Here is an 11,628-nt window from a genome sequence, read left to right as displayed (position 1 = left end):
TCAGCCGACGACGGCCCGCACGTACGCGACGCACTCGTCGTGCAGCATCGACCACGGGTCGCCGAGCACCTCGTCGGCGGCCTGCGCCGGTGACCGCCGCTCGTGCACCACGGCCCGGTAGAAGTCGAGCATCCGCTGCTCGCCGTAGCGGTCGACCAGGTGCCGCACGGCCAGGTAGCCGACGCCGTAGGCGCCGCCGACCCGGCTGTCACTCGCGTCCGCCTCCGGCGCCACCGCCTCCAGCCGCCCGGACCAGCCGCCGCGCAGCAGATCGCGCACCTCGGTCAGTCCCTCGTAGCGGTGGACCGGCTGGCCGTCGGCCCCGGCGTACTCGGCCAGCCCCTCCACCAGCCACCAGTCGGCGCGGTCGGCGTACCCCCGGTCGGGCAGCGAGGCGGCGTGGGTGAGTTCGTGCCGCAGCAGGTCGTCGACGCCGTCCGGGGTGAGGGTCTGGGCGTTGAGCACGACGTCGTGGCGTCCACCGCCGACGCCGACCGCGTACCCGGCGGTCCACTTCGGCCGGCCGCCGCCGTACCAGCGCCGCCACTCGGTCTTCCCGGCGTAGTAGACGAGATACCGGTCCGGCCGCGCGTCGCCGACCGCGTACCGGTCCGCGACCCGGGCGGCCGCCTCGGCCTGGGCGAGCAGGCCGGGCAGCTTGCTCCGCTGGGCGGTGGTGGTGGCCACCACCACCCGCTTCCCGACCGTCACGGCCAGGTCGTTCGCCTGCCACGGCCGGACGCCGGCCGGGTCCGTGCCGGACGGTTCCAGCGCGGTCAGCCGGGGCTCCTCCCCCACCAGCCGCCAGCGCGCGTCCAGCTCCACAGTGCTCGGCGCGCAGTCCGGCGCCACGAAGCAGTACCCCACTGTGATCGTCTGCCGCCACTGTCCGGGCTGCCCGTCGGCCGCCTCCGGCACCCCGTCGGCGGCCGGCCGCCACACGGTGACGCGCAGCGCCCGCAGCGCCGCGTACCGCCGGCTCAGGGCCGGCCGTGCCGCCGGTTCGGCGATGGCGAGGAAGCCGGCCCGGTCGGCGCCGACGAGCGCGGTGGCCTGCCGGTCCAGCAGCGCGAGCATCCGCTCGCCGAGCCGCCGCTGCGCCGCCGTGCCCGGGTCGCTCTTCGCGGCCGACCGTCCGGCCGCGTCCGGCGCGGGCCCGCGCAGGAGTACGCCGGGCACCGCGCCCGCCACCAGGCCGAGCGCGAGTCCGAGCGCGGTCCAGAGCGGCCAGCGCCGCCGTTTCCGCACCGCCCGCGTCGGCTCGCCCACGTGCGCCATTGGTACGGGGTACGGCGCGGGTACCGCGACGGGGTGCGGCAACGACGCCGCGTCCGGTGCCGGTGCCGGTGCCGGTGCCGGTGCCGGTGCCGGTGCCGGTGCCGGTGCCGGTGCCGGTGCAATGGTGTCAACGGCGGCGTCCACCTCGGCGCTGTCGGCGCCGGCGTCAGCCGCGCGGGCGGTCTCGGCGCGGGTGTCGTCAGCGCCGGCGTTGGCGCTGACGTTGGCCGCGACCACGTCGGCGGCGCTCGCCTTGTCGACGGCATCGACGGCATCGACGGCATCGACGGCATCGACGGCATCGACGGCATCGACGGCGGGACGATGCTCGTCGCCGTCCGTCGTCCGGCCGGGAGGCTGCTCGTCGCCGTCGGTCACCGGCGAAGGGTACGACCAATCGGGCGTTCCGGGAAAGAGTCCCGCCGCTGTTCCGCCGCGCTCCGAGATCTTGGAAGGAAAGGGCCCCCAGAGGGACTGTTCAGTCCCATGACATCTGTCAGCGTTGAAGTCCCGATACATGTGTCACGTGGTAGGGATCTTGGGTCGGGTGGTATGTGCTGCCGGGCATGGCTTCTCGGCGGCATGTGATGAACCTGCTGGACGCGCTGCTGGCGGCGGGGGTTCGGGTGAACGCGGCCGAGTTCGCGCGTGAGCACGGGGTGTCGGTGCGCACGGTGTACCGGCACCGCGCACGTATCCGGGCCGAGGGTCAGTGGCAGGAACGATCCCGGCGGCCGCGTACCAGTCCGCGGGTCACGCCGCCGGAGGTGGACGCGTGGATCTGCAAACTGCGCGCTGAACTGGGCCCGGACAACGGGGCTGACTTCATCCGAGACGCGTTGGACGATGTGCGCCGGCGCACCGACGCGTCCTGGTCGGTGCCGTCACGCTCGACGGTCAACCGGGTGCTGGCCCGGCATGACCTGCTCGTGGCTACTCCGGCTAAACGACCGCGTAGCTCGTGGCGGCGTTTCAGCTATGCCCGGCCCCGCGACTGCTATCAGATCGACGCCACCGAAGTGAAACTCGCCGACGGCCGCACTGTCGTCGTCTTCGACGTCCTGGACGACTGCACCCGCACCCTGGTCGCCTGCCACGCCGCCGCCGCGGAGACCGCCCGAGCCGCGATCACCGCGATCAGACAGGCGTTCACCGCCTACGGCGTGCCGGCCATCGTGCTCAGCGACAACGGCATCGCGTTCACCAGCCGCCGCACCCGACCCGGATCAATCTCCACCTTCGTGCAGACCCTGATCGACCACGGCACCCGCCCGATCAACTCCAGCCCCTACCACCCACAAACCTGCGGCAAGGTCGAACGCCACCACCAAACCCTCAAAAAATGGCTGAGCACCCAACCCCCACCACAGACCCTCACCGCCCTGCAAACACTCCTGGACACCTACCGCCGCTACTACAACACCCAACGCCGCCACAGCGCCCTACCCCACCGCACCACACCCGCCCACGCCTGGACCCACGCACCCACCCTCGGCGGACCCACCAGCCCACCCCTGCAAACCGACGCCACCCTGCACCACTGCCCCGTCGCCAGCAACGGCGCCATCGCCGTCGCCGGACACCGCACCAGCGTCGGCACCACCCACGCCGGCACCACCGTCACCGCCATCCGCGACAACAACCACGTCACCATCTACCACCCCGACGGCCAACCCATCGGCTACCTCCACCTCAACCCCGACAAGAACTACATCCCCCTCACCCCCACCCCCACGATCCACAACCCCTGACACATCTATCGGGACTTCCCGTTGACACATGTCCCGGGACATGACAGCCCCCAGAGGGACCGAATTCTTCCAAGATCTCTCAGATCGGGGTGCCGGTCAGCGTCAGCGTGGCCTTGTCGGCTGCCCAGAGGGCCACCAGGGCCACGCCGGGTGCGGCATGACCGGCCAGGGCGAGCAGCACGCCGCCGGTGAGGAAGCAGGCGGCCTGGACGGCGAGCTTGGCCGGGTCGGGCAGCGTCACGGCGGCGCGCGGTGAGCAGAACAGTCCCCACACCACGGCGATCACCAGCGGCGCGCCGAGCCCGGCCAGCAGGCGCAGCGGCCAGCCGGCGTCGAGCGTGAAGCCCCAGTACCCGGCCGAGCCCAGCAGGGCCAGCTCCAGCAGGAAGATCACGCCCAGCAGCAGCGCGGTCATCGGTCTCCCCAGGAACGGTAGGCGCGGTCCAGGCCCGCGATCAGCTGGTCGAAGGAGCGGTCGGTGTCGCGGGGCAGCCCGAATCCGCCGGCCGCCTCCAGCGCGACGAAGCCGTGCACGGCGGCCCGGAACATCCGGATCGCGTCGATCGCGTCGTCGCCGTCGAGGCCGTACCCGAGCAGGATCGCCCGGATCGCGCCGACCGCGCGCTCACCGGCGGCGAGGTGTTCGGCGTCGGCCGGGTCGGGCGCCCGCTGGGCGGCCGGGTAGCGGCCGGGGTGCTGCCGCGCGTACGCCCGGTAGGCGGCGGCGACGGCGCGCAACGCGTCGCCGCCGGCCCGGCCCGCGGCGGCGGTGGTGAGCACGTCGGCGATCTCGGCGGTGGCGAGCACGGCGAGCTGCTGGTGCAGCGCGTCCACGCCGCGCACGTGCTTGTAGAGGCTGGGCAGCGCGACGCCGAGCCGGGCGGCGAGCGCGGCCAGCGTCAGCTTCTCGTAGCCGACCTCGTCGGCGAGCACGGCCGCCTCCCGCACGACTGTGGCCGGGGTCAGGCCGGCCCTAGGCACGCGCGGTCACCGCCAGGAACTCGACCAGGTCGGCGGCGGTGGCGTCGGGCTGGTCGGCGTGCGGGTAGTGGCCGGAGTCGGCGATCATGCGCGCCTCGGCGACGGCGAACAGTCGTCGCGCGGCCCGCGCCTCCGCGCCCGGGTCGGGGAAGTCCGGGTCCTTGGTGCCCATCAGCACCAGCACCGGACGGCGCACGTCACGCGCCCGCGCGGTCCAGTGCGGGTCGGCCGGCGCGACCACGCCGCGCACGGCGGCCATCCGGCCGCGCAGCTTGGCGACCAGCTCCTTGCGGTACGCGGCGTCGTCCGCCGGGCGTCCGCAGGGGAACAGCGTGCGGTGGAACAGCCCGAACAGCCGAGGGCTGCGCAGCACGACGGCTTGCGCGACCCGCATCAGCGGGTTCGGCTTCGGCGTGCCGACGAACGCGCCGATCTGCACGATGCCGCTGACCAGTTCCGGCGCCTCGGCGGCGGCGAAGACGATCGCGGCGGCGCTGGACGAGCTGCCGACCAGGGTGGCCGGGCCTCCGCCGAGCGCCCGCACCACGGCGAGCAGATCACCGCCGACGTGCTCCGGGGCGTACGTGGGCCAGCGCGGGCTGGAGTCGCCGTGCCCGCGTACGTCGACAGCCGCCACCCGGTAGCCGGCCGCGACCAGCCGGGGCGTCAGGTGCCGGAAGGCGGCCCGGTTCTCGCCCATGCCGTGCGCGAGCACCACGAGCGGGCCCGATCCGTGCACCTCGTACGCGATAGTGCCGCCGTCCCGCGCCAACTGGCTAACTGTCATAGCCTTAAAGCTAATGCTATTAGCCAAGACGCGTCAAGCTTGACCTCAACCCGGGATGAGGTCGCACGATCCCGCACATGCCGATCACCGCCGACACCCACGTACGCCTCGCCCGCCCGAGCCGCGACCTGGTGATGCTCGGCCTACCCGGGGCCGGCTGGCACCTGGAGCTGGTCGGCGGCTCGACGCTCGCGGTCGAGCCGCGCCCCACCGGCGAGGACCTCTTCGTGCTCTACCTCGACGGACCACCCGACGACGAACTGGTCCCGAGACTGGAACGGGCCGGCGGGACCAGGGTCTCCGCCGGCCCGTACTGGGACAGGTGGGGTGTCACGTTCGCCGACCCGGACGGCTACCGCCTCGTGCTGTGCACCCGGGCCTGGTCGAACGACTGACTCACTTCTTCGACAGCACCGCGCGGCCGAAGAACGCCAGGTTCGCCGGGCGCTCCGCGAGCCGGCGCATCAGGTAGCCGTACCACTGGTCGCCGTAGGGGACGTAGGTCCGCACCGTGTAGCCCTCGCCGACCAGGCGCTGCTGCTCCTCCGGCCGGATGCCGTAGAGCATCTGGAACTCGAACCGGGCCGGGTCGCGGTCGAACCAGCGGGCGCGGTCCTCGCCGATCGCGATCAGCCGCGGGTCGTGCGTGGCGAGCATCGGGTAGCCGTCGCCGGACATCAGCACGTTCATGCAGCGCACGTACGACTTGTCCACCTCGCGGGCCGACTGGTACGCCACCGACTCCGGCTCCTTGTACGCGCCCTTGCACAGCCGCACCCGCGACCCGGCGGAGGCCAGCTCCCGGCAGTCCGACTCGGTCCGCCGCAGGTACGCCTGGAGCACCGCCCCCGTCGACGGGTGGTCCTTGCGCAGCTTCGCCAGGATGTCCAGCGTCGAGTCGGTGGTGGTGTGGTCCTCCATGTCCAGCGTGACGGTGGTGCCCGCCGCGTCGGCCGCCGCGCAGATCGCCCGCGCGTTGTCGTACGCGAGCTGCTCGTCGAACATCTGGCCCAGCGCGGACAGCTTCACGCTCACCTCGGCGGCCGGGGTGAGCCCGGCGGCGCCGAGCCGGCTCAGCAGCGTGAGGTACTCGTCCCGGGTGGCGTTCGCCTGCTCCGGGGTGGTGGTGTCCTCGCCCAGGTAGTCGAGGGTGACCGCTTGGCCGTCGGCGACCAGCTCGCGGGTGGCGCGCAGCGCGTCGTCGGTGGCGGCGCCGGCGACGAACCGGCGGACGACGTCCCGGGTGAACGGGGCCGTCGCGACGAGCCGCTCCACCTGGGAAGACCGGGAGGCGGCGAGGATGACGGAACGGAGCATGAGCCGAGCGTAACGCTCATCACCGGCCCTCCGCCGGGCGCGTCCGAGGCCCGCTCGGGTCGGCGCGCGGACCCGGGGCGGGCACCCCCGGCTGGCGTCGATCGGCTACAACGTTCACGTGGATCGACGACACCCCCGGCGGCGGCTCCGCTCGGCCTCCGTGCAGCTCGGCGCGCTGACCGCGCTCGCCCTCGCGCTCTCCGGCTGCAACAACGGCTACGACGACGACGATGACGACTGCGCGCTCGGACCGGCCGGCGGGGGCGGCGACACCGTCGCGGTCGCCCTGCGTGTGCCGGCGACCGCCACCGCCGCGCGCGGCGAGCCGGCCCCGACGACCGCCGCGCTGCCCGAGCGCGGCGGCTTCGGCAGCCACCTCGCCTCCTGCGGCGGCTGACGTGCGCCGCGAGGCCAGCACGCCGCGCCCCGGCTGGGACGAGACCATCCGGGCCCAGGGCCTGGTGTACGTCGACACCGAGCTGCCCGACGGCAACGTCATGTCGTACTGGGACGAGACGGCCGCGTACTCGTTCACGCTGGACGAGGTGCTCCGCCTGGAGGAGGCGACGGAGGAGCTGCACCGGATGTCGGTGGCCGCCGCCGAGCACGTGGTGGCCCGCAACCGGTACGCCGAGTTCGGCATCCCCGAATGGGCCGCCGAGGCGGTCGCCCGCTCGCTGCGGGAGAGCCCGCCGACGCTGTACGGCCGGTTCGACCTCTGGTACGACGGCAGCGGCCCGCCGAAGATGCTGGAGTACAACGCCGACACCCCGACCGCGCTGGTCGAGGCGAGCATCGTGCAGTGGTACTGGCTGGAACACACCCGCCCGGACGCGGACCAGTGGAACAGCCTGCACGAACGGCTGGTCGGCGCGTGGGCCAAGATCGGCGCCGGGCTGCACGAGCGCCGGACGCACGTGCTCTGGTCCGAGGAAGAGGAGTCGGGCGAGGACCAGATCACCGCCGGCTACCTGGCCGAGACGGCCCGCCAGGCCGGGCTGGACGTGACGCTCATGCCGATCCAGCAGGTCGGCTGGGACGGGCGGCGCTTCGTCGACGCCGACGACCGCCCGATCACCACCTGCTTCAAGCTCTACCCCTGGGAGTGGATGCTGGCCGAGCCGTATGGGCGCCCGGCGCTGGACCCGGGCACGCCCACCACCTGGATCGAGCCGGCCTGGAAGCTGCTGCTGTCGAACAAGGCGCTGCTGGCGGTGCTCTGGGAGCTGTACCCGGGGCACGACTACCTGCTGCCCGCGTACCTGGACTCACCGCGCGGCATGACCGAGTACGTGGCCAAGCCGCTGCTCGGCCGCGAAGGCGGTTCGGTACGGATCGTGACCGCCGACACGGAGATCACCAACCCGGGGATCTACGGCGACGAGGGCTTCTGCTTCCAGGAGTTCCGCGCGTTGCCCGAGTTCGAGGGCAACCGGACGGTGCTCGGCAGCTGGATCGTGGACGGCGAGTCAGCCGGCGCCGGCGTACGGGAGAGCGAGAGCCTCATCACTGACGGTTACGCGCGGTTCCTGCCTCACTACATCGACGCACCGCGTCTGCCGTGAGTCGTCTACCGTTGGTGTCGTGAACTTCGACGCGTACGCCCGGACCGGGGTCGAGCTCGTCAACGCCCGGCTAGACGACCTGGACGGCCTACGGGCTGTCTTCTCGGACGAGCAGGGCTGGATGCGCGACGAAGTCGCGGAACGGGACCTGGCGATCTTCCGGCGGGCGCAGAAGCGACTCCGGGACGTCTTCGAGTACGGCACCTCGGGCCGGGACAACGAAGCGGTGGCGGAGCTGAACGCGCTGCTGGAGGCGTTCCCGGTGCAGCCGCGCATCTCCGGCCACGACTCCTCCGACTGGCACATGCACGTGACCAGCCGGGGCGCGTCGGTCTCCTCCGAATACCTGGCCGGGGCGGTCTGGGGGCTGTCGGTGTGGCTCTGCGAGTACGGCAGCGCCCGCTTCGGCGTCTGCGCCGACGACCGCTGCGGCAACGTCTACCTGGACACCTCGTCCAACTGCTGCCGGCGGTTCTGCTCCGAGCGCTGCGCCACCCGCTCCCACGTGGCGGCGCATCGGGCCCGCAAGCGGGCCGCGGTCGGCGAGCAGGCCGTCCCCGCGCAGCCGCTGTCCCCGGTGAGCTGACCTCCGGGGCGGCGCGCCCCGGTCAGGCGTCGACCGGCGAGGCGGCGGTCAGGTTCGCCCGGGCGAACTCCAGCGACTCACGCAGGTCCGCCTCCCGGACCGCCCGGCTCTTCGCGCCCCGGGTGGTCACCTCTACCGCCACCGTGCCGCTGAACCCTCGGCCGGCGAGCGAGCGGAGCATCTCCGCGCAGGGCTGCCCGCCGCGACCGGGCACCAGGTGCTCGTCACGCCCCTCGCCGGTGCCGTCGCCCAGGTGCACGTGCGCCAGGCCGGAACCCATCCGGTCGGCCATCGCCATCGCGTCGGTGTGCGACGCAGCGCAGTGCGACAGGTCGAGCGTGTACGAGGCGTACCCGATCTCGGTCGGGTCCCAGCCCGGCGCGTACGGGACGAACTGCCGCCCCGCCATCCGCACCGGGTACATGTTCTCCACCCCGAAGTGCAGGCCGCCGAACTGCCCGGCGATCGTGTCGAGCCCGTCGGCGAAGGTACGCGCGTAGTCACGCTGCCAGGTGAACGGCGGGTGCACCACGACGGTCGGCGCCTCCAGCGTCTCGGCCAGCTCGGCGGCCTTGCGCAGCCGCTCCCACGGGTCGGGGCTCCACACCCGCTGGGTGACCAGCAGGCAGGGGGCGTGCACCGACAGCACCGGGACGCCGTAGTGCTCGGCGAGGCCGCGCAACGCGCCCGCGTCCTGGCTGACCGGGTCGGTCCAGACCATCACCTCGATGCCGTCGTAGCCGAGTTCGGCGGCGAGCTGGAACGCCGCCGCGGTCCGTTCGGGGAAGACCGAGGACGTGGACAGGAGTACCGGAACGCGGTAGGTCACGCCTCCGAGGGTAGCTCCAACCGCCAGCGAGCATCGGGACGAGCAACCGCAAAGCAACCCAGAGCGCTCGTACGGTCACATTGGCGCGAGCTGATCCAGCCGACGCAGGATGACGCCCTCGCGCAGCGCCCACGGGCAGATGTCCACGCCGTCCACACCGAGCCGCCGCATCACCGCCTCGGCCACCACCGCGCCCGCGAGCAACTGGTGCGCCCGCTGCGCGCTCACCCCCTCCAGCTCGGGCAACTGGGCCGGCGGGATGTGCCTGATGAACCCCAGCACCTGCCGCAGGCCGGTACGGGTCAGGCTGCGCCGCGCCCACAGGCCCGCACCGGAGGGAGCGGCCCCGGCCAGCCGGGCCAGCGTGCGGAACGTCTTCGAGGTGGCGACCGGACGCTCCCAGCCCACCGCCGTCAACTGCTCCACCACCGGGTCGAGCTGCGCGTCCACGTACGCCCGCAGTTCCTCCACGGCCTCGGCCGACGGCGGCGCCGTGCCGGCCGGGTCGACCGCCAGCCGCTCCCGGCTCAGCCGGCCCGCGCCGAGCGGCAGCGAGATCGCCACGTCCGGGTGCTCGTCGATGCCGGCCGCCAGCTCCAGCGAGCCGCCGCCGATGTCCATCGCCAGCAGCCGCCCGGCGGACCAGCCGAACCACCGCCGCACCGCGAGGAACGTCATCCGCGCCTCGTCCGCCCCGGAGAGCACCTCCAGGCGTACGCCCGTCTCGTCGCGGACGCGGGCCAGCACGTCGGCGGCGTTCGTGGCGTCGCGAACAGCGCTCGTGGCGAACGCCAGCAGATCCTCGGCGCCCAGCCCGTCCGCCGCCGCCCGGGCCATGCCGACCGCCTTGACCAGGCCGTCCGCGCCGCCGACTGTGAGCGCGCCGTCCGGACCGATCTGCTCGGCCAGCCGCAGCACCACCTTCTCCGAGTGCGCCGGCCAGGGATGCGCGCCGTGGTGGGCGTCGACCACCAGCAGATGCACCGTGTTGGAACCGACGTCGAGGACACCCAGTCGCATGGGAAAGACCCTAGGGCCAACACGTTTCGTCGGCTCGGCGGCCGGGCGGGGTCACCGCGCGTACGCTGGTCCGAGTGACAGGGCAGATCGAGCTTCACGTGCTGGTGGACGACCCCGAGGACCCGCGCAGCCGCGAGGTCGGGCTGGACTTTCCCCGGGAGTGGATCGAGTTCGTCGACCCGGCCGACCCGAAGCACGTCGTCCGCGCCGACCTGACCTGGCTGCTCTCCCGCTGGACGTGCATCTTCGGGCAGGGCTGCCACGGCATCATCGCCGGACGGGCCGCCGACGGGTGCTGCTCGCACGGCGCGTTCTTCACCGACTCCGACGACGAGAAGCGGGTCCGGGCCGCGGTCAAGCGGCTGACGCCGGAGACGTGGCAGCACTTCCGGCGCGGGTTCAAGAACTGGACCGAGAACGACACGGTCGACGGCAAGACGCCGGCCCGGCGTACCGCCACCCGCGACGTGGACGCCCCGTGCGTGTTCCTCAACGACGCCGACTTCGCCGGCGGAGGCGGCTGCGCGCTGCACGCCCAGGCGCTGCGCGACGGGGTGCACCCGCTGGAGTACAAGCCGGACGTGTGCTGGCAACTGCCGGTACGCCGCGACCAGGAATGGCACAAGCGGCCGGACAACACGAAGGTGCTGATCTCCACGCTGGCCGAGTTCGACAGGCGCGGCTGGGGCGCGGGCGGGCACGACCTCGACTGGTGGTGCACCTCCTCGACCGACGCGCACGTCGGCGCCGAGCCGATGTACGTCTCGTACGGGCCGGAGCTGACCGCGCTGATCGGCGCGCCCGCGTACGCGAAGCTGGCCGAGCTGTGCGCCGCCCGGCAGCGCCAGGGTCAGATCGCCCCGCACCCGGCAAGCGAGTGAAGGCCGGCACCCCGTCTCGGGGTGCCGGCCTTCGTATCTCTTACTTGTTCCAGTGCTCGGCGACCAGGTCGGCGGCCTGCTGCTCCCACTGGGCGTAGTGGTCCGGGTACGCGGACACCTGGACGGTCTGGGCGGCCTTGGTCAGCGGCATGTCCTGCCAGCCGTCGACCTGCTTGAGGCCCTTCAGGAACGCGGTGGTGGAGTACTCGGGGTCGGTGATCTGCTCGACCGTGCCCCAACCGCTGGAGGGGCGCTGCTGGAACAGGCCCTGCGAGTCGTGGTCGTTACGGTCACCGAGGTGGCCGAGGTTCTCCAGCTTCGACTCCTGCAACGCGGTAGCGATCGACACGACCGCGGCACGCTCGTCCATGCCGGCCTTCTTCGTCGCGGCAATGATCGCCTTCACGTTCTTGGTCTGCTCGTCGTCGAGGTCGATGCGGGACTGGGCGCCCTGCACGCCGTGCGGGATCAGCTTGTCGGACTGCACCGTGGCCGTGACCGGCTTGACCGCGTGGGTGGTGTCAACGGCGTGAGCGGCGACCGGGCCGGCGAACACGCCACCGGTGAAAGCCAGACCAGCAATACCCAGAACGCTCTTACGCAGAATCGTGTTCATGATGGGGGCTCCATTCG

Annotated in this window: 14 protein-coding genes; 6 read left to right on the top strand and 8 right to left on the bottom strand. The window is 72.7% G+C overall.

All coding sequences use genetic code 11. The features are described 5' to 3' along the window. Positions 1 to 1,656 (bottom strand): hypothetical protein, encoded by a 1,656-nt coding sequence (locus O7542_RS28685; protein WP_281605464.1) that lies wholly within the window; start codon positions 1,654 to 1,656, stop codon positions 1 to 3. A gap of 188 nt (positions 1,657 to 1,844) precedes the next feature. Here O7542_RS28685 and O7542_RS28680 point away from each other — a divergent pair, with 188 nt between their 5' ends. Continuing rightward, on the top strand, positions 1,845 to 3,029 hold the full coding sequence (locus tag O7542_RS28680; RefSeq protein WP_083297081.1) for a DDE-type integrase/transposase/recombinase: 1,185 nt from the start codon (positions 1,845 to 1,847) through the stop codon (positions 3,027 to 3,029). A 79-nt stretch (positions 3,030 to 3,108) separates the two neighbouring features. Here O7542_RS28680 and O7542_RS28675 read toward each other — a convergent pair whose 3' ends face one another. Genes O7542_RS28675 through O7542_RS28665 form a run of 3 tightly spaced genes read right to left on the bottom strand, consistent with a single transcriptional unit; the run spans position 3,109 to position 4,797 of the window. Then, positions 3,109 to 3,444: a YrdB family protein gene (locus tag O7542_RS28675; protein WP_281605463.1), complete on the bottom strand. Its 336-nt coding sequence runs from the start codon at positions 3,442 to 3,444 to the stop codon at positions 3,109 to 3,111. Beyond that, on the bottom strand, positions 3,441 to 4,010 hold the full coding sequence (locus O7542_RS28670; RefSeq protein WP_069087782.1) for a TetR-like C-terminal domain-containing protein: 570 nt from the start codon (positions 4,008 to 4,010) through the stop codon (positions 3,441 to 3,443). Before O7542_RS28670 ends, O7542_RS28675 begins: the two co-directional genes overlap by 4 nt. After that, entirely contained in the window at positions 4,003 to 4,797 is a 795-nt protein-coding gene (locus O7542_RS28665) for an alpha/beta hydrolase (protein WP_281605462.1), read from the bottom strand. Before O7542_RS28665 ends, O7542_RS28670 begins: the two co-directional genes overlap by 8 nt. Positions 4,798 to 4,874: 77 nt before the next feature. Between O7542_RS28665 and O7542_RS28660 the strand changes: the two genes are divergently transcribed. Next, positions 4,875 to 5,192 carry a VOC family protein gene (locus tag O7542_RS28660; protein ID WP_281605461.1) on the top strand — a complete coding sequence of 106 codons (318 nt, stop codon included), beginning with the start codon at positions 4,875 to 4,877 and terminating at the stop codon, positions 5,190 to 5,192. Between the two features lies 1 nt (position 5,193). Here O7542_RS28660 and O7542_RS28655 read toward each other — a convergent pair whose 3' ends face one another. After that, positions 5,194 to 6,114 carry a proline dehydrogenase family protein gene (locus O7542_RS28655; protein ID WP_043328076.1) on the bottom strand — a complete coding sequence of 307 codons (921 nt, stop codon included), beginning with the start codon at positions 6,112 to 6,114 and terminating at the stop codon, positions 5,194 to 5,196. Between the two features lie 118 nt (positions 6,115 to 6,232). On the opposite strand from O7542_RS28655, the gene O7542_RS28650 reads away from it, so the two are divergent. Genes O7542_RS28650 through O7542_RS28640 form a run of 3 tightly spaced genes read left to right on the top strand, consistent with a single transcriptional unit; the run spans position 6,233 to position 8,265 of the window. Beyond that, positions 6,233 to 6,511 carry a hypothetical protein gene (locus O7542_RS28650; protein WP_223201299.1) on the top strand — a complete coding sequence of 93 codons (279 nt, stop codon included), beginning with the start codon at positions 6,233 to 6,235 and terminating at the stop codon, positions 6,509 to 6,511. Between the two features lies 1 nt (position 6,512). Beyond that, complete coding sequence (locus O7542_RS28645) at positions 6,513 to 7,679, top strand: glutathionylspermidine synthase family protein (protein WP_043328075.1); 1,167 nt, start codon at positions 6,513 to 6,515, stop codon at positions 7,677 to 7,679. Positions 7,680 to 7,698: 19 nt separating this feature from the next. Next, complete coding sequence (locus O7542_RS28640; protein ID WP_018787720.1) at positions 7,699 to 8,265, top strand: CGNR zinc finger domain-containing protein; 567 nt, start codon at positions 7,699 to 7,701, stop codon at positions 8,263 to 8,265. Positions 8,266 to 8,287: 22 nt separating this feature from the next. On the opposite strand, the gene O7542_RS28635 is transcribed toward O7542_RS28640, so the two are convergent. Next, positions 8,288 to 9,094 (bottom strand): sugar phosphate isomerase/epimerase, encoded by an 807-nt coding sequence (locus O7542_RS28635; RefSeq protein WP_064446686.1) that lies wholly within the window; start codon positions 9,092 to 9,094, stop codon positions 8,288 to 8,290. 75 nt (positions 9,095 to 9,169) lie between these two features. Beyond that, positions 9,170 to 10,114 carry a Ppx/GppA phosphatase family protein gene (locus O7542_RS28630; RefSeq protein ID WP_043328071.1) on the bottom strand — a complete coding sequence of 315 codons (945 nt, stop codon included), beginning with the start codon at positions 10,112 to 10,114 and terminating at the stop codon, positions 9,170 to 9,172. Between the two features lie 74 nt (positions 10,115 to 10,188). Between O7542_RS28630 and O7542_RS28625 the strand changes: the two genes are divergently transcribed. Next, positions 10,189 to 10,995: a hypothetical protein gene (locus O7542_RS28625; RefSeq protein ID WP_043328070.1), complete on the top strand. Its 807-nt coding sequence runs from the start codon at positions 10,189 to 10,191 to the stop codon at positions 10,993 to 10,995. A gap of 40 nt (positions 10,996 to 11,035) precedes the next feature. On the opposite strand, the gene O7542_RS28620 is transcribed toward O7542_RS28625, so the two are convergent. Continuing rightward, positions 11,036 to 11,611 carry a hypothetical protein gene (locus O7542_RS28620; protein ID WP_281605460.1) on the bottom strand — a complete coding sequence of 192 codons (576 nt, stop codon included), beginning with the start codon at positions 11,609 to 11,611 and terminating at the stop codon, positions 11,036 to 11,038. Positions 11,612 to 11,628 lie beyond the last annotated feature (17 nt).

It is taken from the genome of Micromonospora sp. WMMC264 (genome assembly GCF_027497275.1).
GTDB lineage: Bacteria > Actinomycetota > Actinomycetes > Mycobacteriales > Micromonosporaceae > Micromonospora > Micromonospora chalcea.
This window is presented reverse-complemented; position numbering and strand designations above follow the sequence as displayed.

What these genes read in the sequence shown, in the direction of transcription:
- O7542_RS28680 (WP_083297081.1), top strand. Translation starts at nt 1,845, where the DNA reads ATGGCTTCTCGGCGGCATGTGATGAACCTGCTGGACGCGCTGCTGGCG.
- O7542_RS28675 (WP_281605463.1), bottom strand. Translation starts at nt 3,444, where the DNA reads ATGACCGCGCTGCTGCTGGGCGTGATCTTCCTGCTGGAGCTGGCCCTG.
- O7542_RS28630 (WP_043328071.1), bottom strand. Translation starts at nt 10,114, where the DNA reads ATGCGACTGGGTGTCCTCGACGTCGGTTCCAACACGGTGCATCTGCTG.
- O7542_RS28620 (WP_281605460.1), bottom strand. Translation starts at nt 11,611, where the DNA reads ATGAACACGATTCTGCGTAAGAGCGTTCTGGGTATTGCTGGTCTGGCT.
- O7542_RS28665 (WP_281605462.1), bottom strand. Translation starts at nt 4,797, where the DNA reads ATGACAGTTAGCCAGTTGGCGCGGGACGGCGGCACTATCGCGTACGAG.
- O7542_RS28660 (WP_281605461.1), top strand. Translation starts at nt 4,875, where the DNA reads ATGCCGATCACCGCCGACACCCACGTACGCCTCGCCCGCCCGAGCCGC.
- O7542_RS28655 (WP_043328076.1), bottom strand. Translation starts at nt 6,114, where the DNA reads ATGCTCCGTTCCGTCATCCTCGCCGCCTCCCGGTCTTCCCAGGTGGAG.